We start from the raw sequence: 14,961 nt of genomic DNA on the forward strand, positions 1-14,961 counted from the left end.
ACTTAACGAGATTCAAGACCGTTATTTAAGATTTTTATTTTACACTTGAAAAAGAAAGGTTTCTATTTTATAGTTCTATCTTCTGCTATCTGATTGTGTAGATGATGAACTTGATGTACTGCTTGAAGTATTACTTGAGCTTGGTGTAGATGAGAAACTACCAATAATACTTGACCAAGCATTTTGGTAATCTGCTTCACTTCCTCCAATAGCAAAGTGATAGCTTGTCGTAGGAGCTCCCGCCTTATTAGCCCAATAGCTCGTTACAGTAGCCCCTGAAAGATCCACTGTTTTTCCATTAACGGATACTTTGCCTGGCTTCTGTCCTGTAGATCTGAGGACCTGAGATTGGGTCACACTAGGATCAAGATTAAAGCGTTCATTGCCCCAAACACCAGGCTCAGCCTGTTGGATAGCATTGACCAAGTAAGCCATATATTTGGCATTTCGATAATGTCCAGCCCCCTTAGCCATTGGGCGGTTGTCATCATGCCCTAGCCAACCACCTAGAGTCAATCTTGGTGTTGACAGCATGAGCCACATATTTTCATCTTCATTGGTTGTACCGGTCTTACCAATCCAGTCTGCACGAGCTAAGCTTGAATTGATAGAAGCCAAATCCGTTTGGAAACTTGAAGTGATTCGAGATGAAATCACCTCACGAAGCAAACTCTGCATAATTGTTGCCGTTGCCTTCGAGTACACTTGAACTGGCTTGTCTTGAAATTCATAGATTACTCTACCATCAGATGATTCAATCTTAGAAATCACATGTTTCTGATGGTAGACACCATTATTGGCAATTGTTTGATAACCATTGGTATGCTGGGCGACTGTGACTTCAATACCGCCGCCCATAGGCAGACTTTCGATACCGTACTCCGGAATCTCGTAACCCATTTTCTCCATGTAGCCCTTGACATCAACACCCTTCTCACGAAGCATACGATAGGTCCAATAGGCTGGGATATTCCACGAATAGTTCAAGGCTTCACCTAGGGTCATCATGCCTGTACCTGGACTATTTACATACATAATAGGATTTCCATTAGAGAATTTTGTCGGATAATTAGACAAGATACTAGCGCTTCCCATCAAACCTTGGTCAATGGCAATACCGTAGGCCAATAAAGGCTTGGTTGTAGAGGCTGGCGAACGCTTGGTGTCGAAGGCGTGATTGTTTTGGTTAGTCTGGTAATTACGACCACCAACAAAACCTAGAACAGCCCCCGTTTTATTGTCCATCAAAACATTCCCTACTTCAGGCTGCCCAGTCGAATCATCTACCAAACGACCGTAGTTAGCAACTGCATTTTGCATGGCAGTATGGATTTTTTTATTGATTGTTGTCGTGATTTTATAGCCACCGTTACTTAGTTCCTGCTCCGCTCGCTCATGATAGGCCTTTTGAATCGCTTCCTTTTTCAACTCTTGGCTAGAAACATTGTCCTGCTGAACTAAATAATCATACATACGGTCTGTCGCTTCAGACATAGCAGTAAAGTAGAGATAATCCCTCGAAACAGCATTGATAGTTCCTGATGGCAAGAAGTCTTGTTTGAGATTATAATCCTTGTACTGATCGTATTCTTCCTGAGTCAGGGCACCCGTACGGTACATGTTGTAGAGAACATCCTTGGCCCGCTTCAAACCAAGCTCTAAGTCTTCATCACTCTTTAACTCTCCAGTATTTTCATAAGGAGAATAAGTAATCGGACTCTGTGGCAAACCTGCTAGGAAGGCAGCTTGGGGAATACTCAGCTTGTTGGCATCGATACCGAAAATTCCTTCAGCAGCTTGCTGGGCACCTGCAATATTCTGTCCTTTATGATTTCGACCAAAGGGAGCAACATTGAGATAGGTGGTCAAGATCTCATCCTTGCTCATGCTGCGTTCCAAGGCAAGGGCATCGACAATTTCTGTAGCCTTACGAGCCAAAGTAGGAGCATCTCCTACCACTTGTTGTTTGATTAACTGTTGGGTCAAGGTCGAGCCCCCGCTAGATGAGCCTAAACCTGCAAAGGTTCCCAAAGTCGCCCGAATCACAGCTTTGGGCACAACCCCATTATGTTCAAGAAAATGTTCGTCCTCAGTTGCAACGATAGCCTTTTTGAGATTGTCCGATATTTCCTCAGATGAAACAGAAGTTCGCAGTAGGTCACTCTCGATAGAAGCAATGACACTCCCATCTGCATAAACAATTTCTGAGATGGAAGAAATATTTTTAACCTGCTTGACCAAGTCCTCCGATTGGGGAACCTTGGCCTTGTCAAACAAAGCAACTCCATAACCAAGAGCTACACCAGCACCAAAAAGCCCACCGATAAAGCCTAGAATAAAGAGAGTATTCAGAATGCCCTTAATAGCAACTAAAATGCTACCTAGGATAGCCAGAACTTTCCCATCTGTCCCATCCGACTGCTTCTCTTCTGAGACTTTCTCTGATTTTTTATGATTTATTTTTGATTTTACTAGCTGGAAAAATTCCAGCATTTTTTGTTTTAATTCATTTAATTGATTTTGCATGGATTTCCTCACTGTAACTATTATACCATAAAAGGTAAACTTTCAATAAAATAGCCACTTTCTTCCCTATTCTACTAGGCTATTGCCCAAGTTTGTGATACAATAGGTAGAAACAATATTTTTAAAAAGGAGAAAAGACACATGCACATTTTTGATGAGCTAAAAGAGCGTGGTTTGATTTTTCAAACGACTGATGAAGAAGCTTTGCGTAGAGCCCTAGAAGAAGGTCAAGTTTCTTATTATACTGGCTACGATCCAACTGCTGACAGCCTTCACCTAGGCCATCTTGTCGCAATCTTGACAAGTCGTCGCTTGCAACTAGCAGGTCACAAACCTTATGCGCTCGTTGGCGGTGCTACAGGTCTCATTGGAGATCCGTCCTTCAAAGATGCTGAACGTAGTCTCCAAACAAAAGACACAGTAGATGGCTGGGTCAAGTCTATCCAAGGACAACTTTCTCGTTTTCTTGACTTTGAAAATGGCGAAAACAAGGCTGTCATGGTCAACAACTACGACTGGTTTGGCAGCATCAGCTTCATTGACTTCCTCCGTGATATCGGAAAATACTTCACTGTCAACTACATGATGAGCAAGGAGTCTGTGAAAAAACGGATTGAAACAGGGATTTCTTACACTGAGTTTGCCTACCAAATCATGCAAGGTTACGATTTCTTCGTCCTTAACCAAGACTACAACGTTACCCTTCAAATCGGTGGTTCTGACCAGTGGGGAAATATGACAGCTGGTACCGAATTGCTTCGTCGTAAGGCTGACAAGACTGGCCACGTTATCACTGTTCCATTGATCACAGATGCAACTGGTAAGAAATTTGGTAAATCAGAAGGAAACGCAGTCTGGCTCAATCCTGAAAAGACTTCCCCATACGAAATGTACCAATTCTGGATGAACGTTATGGACGCTGACGCTGTTCGCTTCTTGAAAATCTTTACTTTCTTGTCACTTGATGAGATTGAAGATATCCGCAAGCAGTTTGAAGCAGCTCCACACGAACGCTTGGCTCAAAAAGTCTTGGCTCGTGAAGTCGTAACACTTGTTCACGGCGAAGAAGCTTACAAAGAAGCCCTCAACATCACTGAGCAACTCTTTGCAGGAAACATCAAAAACCTTTCTGTCAAAGAGCTCAAACAAGGACTTCGTGGAGTACCAAACTACCAAGTACAAGCAGACGAAAACCACAATATCGTGGAACTCCTCGTGGCATCTGGTGTGGTCAACTCAAAACGCCAAGCCCGTGAAGACGTCCAAAACGGAGCTATCTACGTCAACGGTGACCGCATCCAAGACCTTGACTATGTCTTGAGTGACGCTGATAAGTTAGAGAACGAACTGACTGTTATCCGTCGCGGCAAGAAGAAATATTTTGTATTGACTTACTAAACTGTTCAACATTTACCTATAAAAAAGGAGTTAACCTCGAGAAAGGTAACTCCTTTTTGTTGTTGATAACCACATCTATCTAGCCTTAATAGACAGGCTACGCAGGACTATGCGCAAGGTTGTTAGATTATGTAAGATAGAGAGATTTGAAGGACTGAGCCAATTAAATAAGCCAAAGCCAATCAAACTACTATTTACTACAACGGTATCTTGAATATTCTTCTTGATGAGTGTTTGCAAAGATGATGATAGCCAATCCAACTCTTGGAAGAAATCCAAACGATTATCTAACAATAAGATATCGCTCATCTGCTTAGAAATATCTGCACTCTCATTCATCACCACACCGATATCTGATAGGGTTAGAGCAGCTGAGTCATTCAAGCCATCTCCAACCATCAAAATAGTGTGACCTGCTTTCTGCAGTTCCTCTACTAGCTCAAATTTCCCATCAGGTTTCAAGTCTGTATAGACCTGATCAAAGGGCAAATCTTTGACTAATTCCTCTGTTCTAACCAAGGTGTCCCCTGTTGCCAGAATCAATTTTTTCCCTTGTGCCTTAAGTTTCTCCAAGGCTGCTTTTGCTTCTTTTCTCAACGGAGTATGAATACAGAACATTCCAATCAATTCATTCTGATAAGCCAAGAATAAGAGATTATAGTGACTCTTGTACTCTTCAATTAAAGCATTTTGTTCTGAACTGATATGAATTTGCTCATCCTGCATCAAAACATAATTCCCAATAAGAACTGGTTGCCCATCTATATGAGATTTGATCCCCTTGCTTGCGATATATTGGAGTTTCCCATGCATTTCCTCATGTTCAATTCCCTCTATCTCAGCTTGCTTGACGATAGCATTAGCAATAGGATGATAAATGTGTTCCTCAAGACAGGCACTGATTCTGAGAATATCTTCCTCACTATAGTCCCCAAAAGGTAACACCTTTTCAACTATAGGATAGCTAGTTGTGATTGTTCCCGTCTTATCAAACAAGAAAGTATCAACTTCCAGATATTTCTCCAGAACATCCCCATCCTTAATCACCATTTCACGGTTCAACCCCTCCTTGATAGCTGTCAAATAAGCTACAGGAGTAGAGATTTTCAAAGCGCAGGAGAAATCGACCAATAGGAAAGAAATAGCCTTAGAAAAAGAACCTGTTAATAGGTAAGTCAGACCAGCCCCCAAGAAATTATATTTGACGACCTTATCCGCCATCTTGATGAAATAGCGTTGTTTCGTTTTCTTGTTTTCTTCAGATTTCTTCATCAACTCAATCAGCTGTAAAATCCGGCTGTTCATCTGATTATCGGTTACACGAATGCGTAACTCTCCAGTTTCCAATACTGTATTTGCACAAACCAAATCAGACTCTCTTTTTTCAACTGGAAAACTCTCTCCTGTCAAGGAACTTTCGTTGACCATACCTAAACCTGAAACTACTTGTCCATCAAACAGAATTTCATTTCCTTGAGATAGGACCAAGACATCTCCTATTTGAACATCGGAACTCTTGATACTAACAACCGTATCCCCCTGTACTAGAAATACATCGCTCTCTTTTGCAAGAAGGCTTTGTTCTAAATCTGTTGCAGTTTTTTTCAAGGACCACTGATCTAAATGATTCCCCAAATCAAGCATAAACATGATATTGCTAGCTGTCTTGGATTGGTTCATAAACAAGGACAATAAAATCGCCGAACAGTCCAAGACCTCCATCGTTAGTTCCTTACGCGCTAGTGTTTGATAGGCTTCTCTAATATAGCCAAAAGCCTGATAACAAGTCCATATATAGCGAATAGGAGACGGTACAAAACTACGAAAAAGTATACGCTTAATCGCTGCACCTGAAACAATAGAATAAGCACTCTCTTCTCTACGAATGGGAAGAGTCATCAACTCAGAAACTTTCCCTTTATCAATTCTTTTTAAAAAGGCTTCTGCATTATCTAATACAGAAAAGCCTTCTTTTATGCGTAGAGTAAAGTGCTGTTGATCCATGTAAAACTGGATAGACTCAATCCCCTTTTCATCTCTCGCCAAGGAACGAAGATAGTCTTGAATATCCAAGGTGAGTGAAAAAGAAGATGATAGTCGGATATGTTGGTATCCTCTATGTAGCACTTTAAAAGACATATTATTCCCCTATAAGGCTATCTAATTGCTCTTCTTTTTTCTCTTGCTCGTACAAATATTTGGCATCTTGCAAGACATCGTCTCCATGTTGCTTCACAACAGAAACAGATGCATCTAGCTCGTCTTTTAACTTATAAGCCTTAGCCAAAGCTTTAGAATAACCTTTTTTAGCTTCCTTACTTGCCAAGATTTTCAAACCAAGGGTACCAAATGCGACACCACCCAAAAAGAGTGATGATTTTTTCGCAACTTTTGCGACGGTTAATACTTCTTTTAACATACTTATTTCCTCCTTATCATTATTATATAGCAATTTAGATATAAAAGCAATGTCATTTCATAAATTGGAGAATTATACTCAATGAAAATCAAAGAGCAAACTAGGAAACTAGCCGCAGGCTGTACTTGAGTACGGCAAGGCGACGTTGACGTGGTTTGAATTTGATTTTCGAAGAGTATTAGTTTTATTTCTACTGAATCTCCCATCTACTTATTCCTAAAGTTGCTTTCATTTGCCTCTTTTGATACACTTAAACTATGAATACAAATCTCAAACCCAAACTTCAGCGTTTTGCTTCTGCGACTACCTTTGCCTGTCCTATCTGTCAAGAAAATCTGACTCTGGTAGAGAGTAGTCTCAAATGTAGCAATCGCCATTCTTTTGACTTGGCGAAATTCGGCTATGTCAATCTAGCCCCTCAAATCAAGCAATCTGCTAACTATGACAAGGAAAATTTTCAAAACCGTCAACAAATCCTAGAAGCCGGCTTTTATCAAGCTATTCTAGAGGCCGTCTCTGATTTACTTTCAAACTCAAAAAATGCCAAAACAATTTTAGATATCGGCTGTGGTGAAGGATTCTATTCTCGCAAACTCCAAGAAAGGCATCCTGACAAAACCTTCTATGCCTTTGATATTTCCAAAGATTCCGTCCAAATCGCTGCCAAGAGCGAACCCAACTGGGCAGTCAATTGGTTCGTTGGCGACCTAGCTCGTCTTCCTATAAAAGACGCCAGCATGGATATCTTACTTGATATCTTTTCCCCTGCCAATTACGGAGAATTTCGTCGCGTTTTATCCAAAGACGGTATCTTGATAAAGGTCATTCCAACTAAAAATCACCTCAAGGAAATCCGTCAGAAGGTACAAGACCAGCTGACAAACAAGGACTATTCCAACCAAGATATCAAAAATCATTTCCAAGAACACTTTACCATCCTATCTAGTCAAACTGCCTCTCTGACTAAAACTATCACAGCAGAGCAGCTCCAAGCCCTACTCAGTATGACTCCTCTCCTCTTTCACATTGACCAGAGCAAGATTGACTGGAGCCAACTGACAGAGATTACCATTGAGGCTGAGATTCTGGTTGGGAAAGTACTCTAATTGACACAAAAAACCGCATTTCAAGAAAATCTGCGGTTTTAAATTTCAATTTTTAAACTATCTATCCCAAAAGTCTAAAACATTTAAAGCTTTTAGCTTCTCCATTTATTTTCGATTCGAAATAAAAAACTTATCAATAAATAGCAAGTGAAATAAGGCAAGTGTAATTCCCGATAAGCACCCATGATAAGAGATTTCTTGATGGGTAAGGGGGTAAAGATTACTATTACCCGCCAAGAGGCATGTTAAAATAACAAATAGAATCCAAAATAAATCCGTCCATTTATATTTTGAAAAATATTTTTTCCACATAAGAACACCTTCTTTCCTATAATCATATTATAACACTTTATGTAAGCGGATACAAGAGATATAAGGTAATCAACTACAAAGAAATATAAGGCTGAAGACAGTGAAAACCAGCATTTCTAAGCCTTCACTGCATCTAGAATTTCTCTATTTTTAGACAGAATTAACCAAAATCCACGGCATTCAAAAAAGCGAATTTCAATCGAAATTCGCTTTATAGGAAAGTGTATTAGTATAAATCTTGTAACTTAGTTCAAGTGCCAGATTTCTTCGTTATACTGAGCGATTGTACGGTCAGATGAGAAGAATCCTGCTTTAGAAATGTTTACGATAACTTTATCCAACCATGCGTCACGGTCTTCGTAGTCAGCCAACATTTGCTCTTTCACTTTGATGTAGTCTTCCAAGTCAAGAAGAGTCATGAACCAGTCTTTGTTGATCAATTCATTGTAAAGACGTTCCAAGCGCTCTTTGTTTCCAGCTGCAAGAACTGCATCGCTAACGATGAAGTCAACCAATGGTTTGATAGCTTCACGAGCGTAGAATTCGCTTGATTTGTAAGCTGCTTTTTCGTAAAGGTCGATAACAGTTTCTGAATCTTCACCAAAGATGTAGATATTTTCGTCTCCAACCAACTCAGCGATTTCCACGTTAGCACCGTCCATAGTACCAAGAGTCAAAGCTCCGTTCAACATGAATTTCATGTTACCAGTACCTGAAGCTTCTTTAGAAGCAAGTGAGATTTGTTCTGAGATATCACATGCTGGGATAAGGAAGCTTGCTGCAGTAACGTTATAGTTTTCAACCATAACTACTTGCAAGTGTGGAGCTACTGCTGGATCGTTAGCAATAACTTCTGACATGCAAAGGATCAAGTGGATGATGTCTTGAGCGATTGTGTAGGCTGGAGCTGCTTTACCACCAAAGAAGATTGTGATTGGGCGAGCAGGGATGTTACCAGCTTTGATGTCAAGGTATTTGTGGATCACGTACAAAGCGTTCATTTGTTGGCGTTTGTACTCGTGAAGACGTTTGATTTGGATATCAAAGATAGAGTTTGTATTGATTTCCACACCTTGGTGTTCTTTCAAGTGACGAGCCAATTTACGTTTGTTGTGAGCCTTGATGCTTTCCAATTTTTCTTTGACAGCTGCTTTGTCTTCATAAGACAAGAGTTTTTCAAGCTCATCTGCTTCATGGTGCCAACCTTCTCCAATAATCTCATCCAAGTAGTGAGATAGTCTTGGGTTAGCATGCATGAGCCAACGACGGAAAGTGATACCGTTTGTTTTGTTGTTGAATTTTTCTGGGTAAAGGTCGTAGAAGGCTTTCAATTCAGAGTTCTTCAAGATTTCAGTGTGGAGCGCTGCTACCCCGTTAACGCTGTATCCGTAGTGGATATCCATGTGAGCCATGTGAACACGTCCGCTCTCATCGATGATTTGAACAGCTGGATCTTTGTATTCTGCTTTCACGCGACGATCCAATTCTTCGATGATTGGTACCAAGTGAGGAACCACTTCTTGCAAGAATTCAAGAGGCCATTTTTCAAGAGCTTCAGCAAGGATTGTGTGGTTAGTGTAGGCAGTCATGTTACGAACGATTGAGATTGCTTCGTCAAGTTCAATACCACGTGCAGTCAAAAGACGGATCAATTCAGGAATAACCATTGATGGGTGAGTATCGTTGATTTGTACAACCGCGTAGTCAGCAAGGTCATGCAAGTTGCTTCCTTTTTCGATTGCTTCGTCGATGATCAATTGCGCACCGTTTGAAACCATGAAGTATTGTTGGAAGATACGGAGCAATTCACCTTGACGGTCACTATCATCTGGGTAAAGGAAAAGAGTCAAGTTGTGAGCGATGTCCGTCTTGTCAAAGTTGATACCGTCTTTAATGATTGAAGAGTCAACTGAATCCAAGTCAAACAAACGCAAGCGGTTCTTAGTTTCTGTCTTGTAACCAGGTACATCGATATCGTAAAGAGTTGATGTCAATGTGAAGTGAGCAAATGGCACTTGGTAGCTACGGCTTGAGCGAACCAACCAGTTTTGCTCTGTCAGCCATGCGTTTGGAATTGTTTCTTGTTGGTTATTTTTAAGAACTTGTTGGAAAAGACCGTAGTGGTAGTTAAGACCAACACCGTCACCGTTCAAACCAAGAGTAGCAATTGAGTCGATAAAGCAGGCAGCCAAACGTCCCAAACCACCATTACCAAGAGATGGTTCCAATTCAACTTCTTCAACTTCGATCAAGTCTTTACCTGCAGCTGCAAGTTCTTTTTTAACATCGTCGTAAAGACCAAGGTTGATCAAGTTGTTTGACAAAAGTTTACCAATCAAGAACTCAGCTGAGATGTAGTAAACTTTTTTCTTACCAGTGTTAACTGGCTTTTGACTACTTGCAAGCTTGCTGTAGTTAAGAAGAGCCAGATAAAGCTCTTCATTGCTACATTCTGCAATGGTTTTATTGTAACGATTTTGTACAAATTCTTGTAGTGATAACATGTTTAAGGTGTCTCCTGATATTGTATTATTTCTTTAATTCCACCAAATTTTCATTGATTCGGCGATAGATTGTTGTCAAGTCAAGCAAGCCTTCCTCGACAGCTGGTGTCAATTGATCTTCAGTCATACGCCAAGACCAGTTTCCACCAAGAGTAGATGGGAAGTTCATACGAGCTGCCTCATCCAATTCTAGCAAATCTTGCATAGTTGCAATTGCCATGAAGCTAACTGATGAAAAGACTGTACGAAGCATAGCATGTGGCACTGTTTCGTATTCTTTACGGTTAGTGTAGCGAGCCATGTATTCACGAGTCGCATCATCGATCTCGTTACGGTACCAACCAAGGACCGTATTGTTATCGTGTGTTCCTGTGTACATAACTGAGTTAGCAGGTGCCAAGTGTGGGCTATCGATGCTTTCGTCTTCTGGGTTGAAGGCAAATTGAAGAATCTTCATTCCTGGGAAGCCCGTACGTTCACGCAATTCGATAACTTCGTCTGTCATGAAACCAAGATCTTCTGCGATGATGTTTAACTCACCAAGTTCTTCCTTAACGGCTGCAAAAAGCTTGTAGCCAGGACCTTTCACCCACTCACCAGGTGCTGCTGTATCAGAACCAGCAGGGATTTCCCAGTAAGATTCGAAACCACGGAAGTGGTCGATACGAACGATATCGTAGATTTTGAAGCTTTCACGCAAGCGTTCAATCCACCATTTGTAACCATCTTTGTCCATTGCTTCCCAGTCATAGATTGGGTTACCCCAAAGCTGACCAGTTGCAGAAAACTCATCTGGTGGGCATCCTGCGATGCAAGTTGCTTTACCGTTGACATCTGTCTTGAAGAGATGTGGATTTGCCCACATATCGCTTGAATCTTCCGCTACGTAGATTGGCATGTCCCCAACGATTTCGATGTGGTTGTCGTTAGCGTAAGCTTTCAATTTCAACCATTGTTGGAAGAAGAAGTATTGAGTCACACGGTGGTAAACCAACTTGTCTGCCAATTGCTCACGGTAGCTTTCAAGTGCTGAAGCTTTACGAGCACGAGCATCTGCATCTGGCCATTCAGTCCAAGCAAGATTGTCAAAATGCTCTTTGATAGCCATATACTCTGCAAAGAGTTCAAGCCATGATTGGTTGTCTTGAGCAAATTTCTCAAAATCTTTAACATCTCCTACTTCCAAGAAACGTTTTACCGCTTTTTCTAAAAGAGGACGACGTGCATAGTAGATTTTAGCATAGTCAACTTCAGACGCATCGCTACCAAAGTCAACCCCTTCAAGGTCACTTGCTTGCAACAAGCCTTGCTCTACCAAGATATCCAAATCGATAAAATGAGTATTTCCTGCAAAAGCTGAGAAAGATTGGTAAGGAGAATCTCCGTAACTAGTTGTTCCTAGTGGAAGGATTTGCCAGTAACGTTGTTTTGTGCGAACCAAGAAATCAACGAAGTCGTAAGCACTTTTACCAAATGATCCGATTCCGTATGCCCCTGGAAGAGAAGAAATGTGCATCAACACACCACTTTGACGTTTTTTCATAATAAGCACCTCATGTGTTTATAGTTAGATATTACATTTTTATGAACGCAAACGTTTGCGCTATTACTAGTATAGCTTATTTTCTTGATAAATGCAAGCGGTTTTAGATAACTTTTTTTATTATTTTTTAAAAAATTTTTCTTCTTACTCGTATATATATTCTTTCAGGAAACAAACAAAATAGGAATAAGGGTTTCACTTATCTCATTAAGCAAAAATAAAGCGAGTATCCTCTCTGGTTTCCATTTGTAAATTAGGCAATCGTTTTCTCAACTTTTTTTAAATTTAAAACAAAACGGATTTTTGGGATTTTCTACTATTATATGACGATGAAGCGTTTACTTTTTTCACAATTTTTTAAAAAATTTTTACAAAAAACACTTGCAACCGCTTTCCGATTGTGCTATACTAGTCCCATAAAGGAAAACGTTTGCGTTTCCTCATTATAAAATTTGTTATTCTTTAGGAGGAATACACTATGTCATCTAAATTCATGAAGAGCGCTGCTGTGCTTGGAACTGTTACACTTGCTAGCTTGCTTTTGGTAGCTTGCGGAAGCAAAACTGCTGATAAGCCTGCTGATTCTGGTTCATCTGAAGCCAAAGAACTCACTTTCTACGTTGAAGACCAATATAAAGCCTTTGCTGAATCAGCTGCAAAAGCTTACGAAAAAGAAGCTGGCGTAAAAGTTACCATCAAAACAGGAGACCAAATGGGTGGGCTTGACAAACTTTCTCTTGACAACCAATCAGGTCAAGCTGCTGACGTTATGATGGCTCCATACGACCGTGTAGGTAGCCTTGGTACTGACGGACAACTTTCAGAAGTTAAATTGAGCGACGGCGCTAAAACAGATGATAAAACTAAATCTCTTGTAACAGCTGCTGATGGTAAAGTTTACGGTGCTCCTGCTGTTATCGAGTCACTTGTTATGTACTACAACAAAGACTTGGTAAAAGAAGCTCCAAAAACTTTTGCTGACTTAGAAAACCTTGCTAAAGATAGCAAATATGCCTTCGCTGGAGAAGATGGAAAAACTTCTGCTTTCCTAGCTGACTGGACAAACTTCTACTATGCATATGGACTTCTTGCTGGTAACGGTGCTTACGTATTCGGACAAAACGGTAAAGACGCCAAAGATATCGGTCTTGCAAACGACGGTTCTATCGCAGGTATCAACTACGCTAAATCTTGGTATGAAAAATGGCCTAAAGGTATGCAAGATACTGAAGGTGCTGGCAACTTAATCCAAACTCAATTCCAAGAAGGTAAAACAGCTGCTATCATCGACGGACCTTGGAAAGCTCAAGCCTTTAAAGATGCTAAAGTAAACTACGGTGTTGCAACTATCCCAACTCTTCCAAATGGAAAAGAATATGCTGCATTCGGTGGTGGTAAAGCTTGGATCATCCCATCAAGCACTAAGAACCTTGAAGGCGCTCAAAAATTTGTAGACTTCCTTGTTTCAACTGAAGAACAAAAAGCCTTCTACGATACAACTAACGAAATCCCAGCTAACACTGAAGCTCGTACATATGCTGAAGGTAAAAATGATGAGTTGACAACAGCTGTTATCAAACAGTTCAAGAACGCTCAACCAATGCCAAACATCTCTCAAATGTCTGCAGTTTGGGATCCAGCGAAAACTATGCTCTTTGATGCTGTAAGTGGTAAGAAAGATGCGAAAACAGCTGCTAACGACGCTGTAACATTGATCAAAGAAACAATCAAACAAAAATTTGGTGAATAAAAAATTTGTTCAAGGGGGGTGGAAATCAAATCCCCCTTTGAATTTATCAATCAAAAACATATATAGTTTAGGTTTTAATTAGAAACCAGTATCCTATGAAAGGAGTTATTATGGAAAAGCAACAACCTAGTAAAGCAGCTCTGCTGTCTATCATTCCTGGGTTAGGACAGATTTACAATAAACAAAAAGCCAAAGGTTTTATCTTCCTTGGTGTAACCATCGTATTCGTCCTTTACTTCCTAGCACTTGCAGCCCCTGAATTGAGTAATCTCATCACTCTTGGTGACAAACCAGGTCGTGACAATTCCCTCTTTATGCTGATTCGTGGTGCCTTCCATTTAATCTTTGTAGTTGTTTATGTACTCTTTTATTTCGCAAATATCAAAGATGCACATACAACTGCCAAACACATTAACAATGGCATACCAGTAGCACTTACCTTTAAAGAAATGGTCAAAGGAATCTATGAAAATGGCTTCCCTTACCTCTTGATCATTCCATCTTATGTTGCCATGACTTTTGCGATCATCTTCCCAGTTATCGTAACCTTGATGATCGCCTTTACCAACTACGACTTCCAACACTTGCCACCAAACAAATTGTTGGACTGGGTTGGTTTGACCAACTTTACGAACATCTGGAGTTTGAGTACCTTCCGTTCTGCCTTTGGTGCCGTTCTTTCTTGGACTATCATCTGGGCTTTGGCTGCCTCAACTTTACAGATCGTCATCGGTATCTTCACAGCTATCATTGCTAACCAACCATTTATCAAAGGAAAACGTATCTTTGGTGTTATTTTCCTTCTTCCTTGGGCTGTTCCAGCCTTCATCACTATCTTGACATTCTCAAATATGTTTAACGATAGTGTCGGAGCCATCAACACTCAAGTATTGCCAATCTTAGCTAAATTCCTTCCTTTCCTTGATGGTACTCTTATTCCTTGGAAAACAGACCCAACTTGGACTAAGATTGCCTTGATTATGATGCAGGGTTGGCTTGGATTCCCATACATCTACGTTTTGACTTTAGGTATCTTACAATCTATCCCTAACGACCTTTACGAAGCAGCTTATATTGACGGTGCTAATGCTTGGCAAAAATTCCGCAACATCACTTTCCCAATGATCTTGGCTGTTGCTGCACCTACTTTGATTAGCCAATACACCTTCAACTTTAACAACTTCTCTATCATGTACCTCTTCAATGGTGGAGGTCCTGGTAGTGTCGGAGGGGGAGCTGGTTCAACTGATATCTTGATCTCATGGATCTACCGTTTGACAACAGGTACATCTCCTCAATACTCAATGGCGGCTGCTGTTACCTTGATTATCTCTATCATTGTCATCTCAATCTCTATGATCGCATTCAAGAAACTACACGCATTTGATATGGAGGACGTCTAA

At 40.5% G+C, this 14,961-nt stretch carries 10 protein-coding genes; 4 read left to right on the plus strand and 6 right to left on the minus strand.

Annotation, left to right across the window (positions count from 1 at the left end):
• Positions 1 to 75: 75 nt before the first annotated feature.
• Positions 76 to 2,526: a penicillin-binding protein PBP1B gene (gene pbp1b, locus B7697_RS04060; RefSeq protein WP_084950472.1), complete on the minus strand. Its 2,451-nt coding sequence runs from the start codon at positions 2,524 to 2,526 to the stop codon at positions 76 to 78.
• A gap of 141 nt (positions 2,527 to 2,667) precedes the next feature.
• Between pbp1b and tyrS the strand changes: the two genes are divergently transcribed.
• The gene (gene tyrS / locus B7697_RS04065; RefSeq protein WP_033685316.1) at positions 2,668 to 3,924 is read left to right on the plus strand and encodes a tyrosine--tRNA ligase; all 1,257 of its coding nucleotides are present in this window, start codon (positions 2,668 to 2,670) and stop codon (positions 3,922 to 3,924) included.
• 75 nt (positions 3,925 to 3,999) lie between these two features.
• Here tyrS and B7697_RS04070 read toward each other — a convergent pair whose 3' ends face one another.
• On the minus strand, positions 4,000 to 6,063 hold the full coding sequence (locus B7697_RS04070; RefSeq protein ID WP_084950473.1) for a heavy metal translocating P-type ATPase: 2,064 nt from the start codon (positions 6,061 to 6,063) through the stop codon (positions 4,000 to 4,002).
• A 1-nt stretch (position 6,064) separates the two neighbouring features.
• The gene (locus tag B7697_RS04075) at positions 6,065 to 6,343 is read right to left on the minus strand and encodes a DUF6110 family protein (protein ID WP_000910909.1); all 279 of its coding nucleotides are present in this window, start codon (positions 6,341 to 6,343) and stop codon (positions 6,065 to 6,067) included.
• Positions 6,344 to 6,600: 257 nt separating this feature from the next.
• Between B7697_RS04075 and B7697_RS04080 the strand changes: the two genes are divergently transcribed.
• Positions 6,601 to 7,449 carry a putative RNA methyltransferase gene (locus B7697_RS04080; protein WP_023947621.1) on the plus strand — a complete coding sequence of 283 codons (849 nt, stop codon included), beginning with the start codon at positions 6,601 to 6,603 and terminating at the stop codon, positions 7,447 to 7,449.
• 105 nt (positions 7,450 to 7,554) lie between these two features.
• Here B7697_RS04080 and B7697_RS09400 read toward each other — a convergent pair whose 3' ends face one another.
• From B7697_RS09400 to malQ, 3 genes are all read right to left on the minus strand, one after another.
• Positions 7,555 to 7,761 carry a hypothetical protein gene (locus tag B7697_RS09400; RefSeq protein WP_000265676.1) on the minus strand — a complete coding sequence of 69 codons (207 nt, stop codon included), beginning with the start codon at positions 7,759 to 7,761 and terminating at the stop codon, positions 7,555 to 7,557.
• Between the two features lie 245 nt (positions 7,762 to 8,006).
• On the minus strand, positions 8,007 to 10,265 hold the full coding sequence (gene glgP / locus B7697_RS04090; protein ID WP_084950475.1) for a glycogen/starch/alpha-glucan family phosphorylase: 2,259 nt from the start codon (positions 10,263 to 10,265) through the stop codon (positions 8,007 to 8,009).
• Between the two features lie 25 nt (positions 10,266 to 10,290).
• On the minus strand, positions 10,291 to 11,808 hold the full coding sequence (gene malQ, locus B7697_RS04095) for a 4-alpha-glucanotransferase (protein WP_000747274.1): 1,518 nt from the start codon (positions 11,806 to 11,808) through the stop codon (positions 10,291 to 10,293).
• Positions 11,809 to 12,286: 478 nt separating this feature from the next.
• Between malQ and B7697_RS04100 the strand changes: the two genes are divergently transcribed.
• Both B7697_RS04100 and B7697_RS04105 read left to right on the plus strand, forming a co-directional pair.
• Positions 12,287 to 13,558 (plus strand): extracellular solute-binding protein, encoded by a 1,272-nt coding sequence (locus tag B7697_RS04100; protein WP_004259122.1) that lies wholly within the window; start codon positions 12,287 to 12,289, stop codon positions 13,556 to 13,558.
• A gap of 110 nt (positions 13,559 to 13,668) precedes the next feature.
• A complete protein-coding gene (locus tag B7697_RS04105) occupies positions 13,669 to 14,961 on the plus strand; it encodes a sugar ABC transporter permease (RefSeq protein ID WP_185757741.1) in 1,293 nt (430 codons plus the stop codon).

Source organism: Streptococcus mitis, assembly GCF_002096895.1.
In the GTDB taxonomy this organism is placed as follows: domain Bacteria; phylum Bacillota; class Bacilli; order Lactobacillales; family Streptococcaceae; genus Streptococcus; species Streptococcus mitis_AH.